Annotated in this window: 1 protein-coding gene; it reads right to left on the bottom strand. The window is 73.8% G+C overall.

Going from position 1 to position 443, the window contains the following annotated elements:
- A partial coding sequence (locus MKK84_RS30795) for a diguanylate cyclase domain-containing protein (RefSeq protein WP_243926110.1) occupies window positions 1-443 on the bottom strand: 443 nt, incomplete at both ends.

Raw genomic sequence — 443 nt, 5'->3', positions numbered from 1 at the left:
GAGGCCCGCCAGTGTGGGCCGCGTGCGCCGAGGAGCAGCGCCCCGAACTCGTCGCCCAGCCCACGAGCCAGGGTGTCGCTCGAGCGCAGCGCGGTCAGCAGCCGCTTGGCCACCTCGACCAGCAGCGCGTCGCGGGTGGCGTGGCCGTGCAGGTCGTTGACCGCCTTGACCCGGTCGAGGTCGAGGTAGATCACCGCGACGCCGGTCCCGTCCAGGGCGGCGGCATCGAGTGCCGGGCCGAGGCGCTGCTCCAGCAGGTACCGATTGGGCAGGTCGGTCAGGGCGTCGTGCAGGGCGAGGTGGCGGATGCGGGCCCCGTCGCGCTTGCGGTCGGTAAGGTCGCGCAGGGCGACGGCCGTGGCGGGCTTGCCGCCGAACTCGATGGTCCGGCATGACAACTCGACCGGCCCGTGCGTACCGCCGGCGGTGCGGATCGCCAACTC

This window comes from Methylobacterium sp. E-065 (assembly GCF_022829605.1).
In the GTDB taxonomy this organism is placed as follows: domain Bacteria; phylum Pseudomonadota; class Alphaproteobacteria; order Rhizobiales; family Beijerinckiaceae; genus Methylobacterium.
This window is presented reverse-complemented; position numbering and strand designations above follow the sequence as displayed.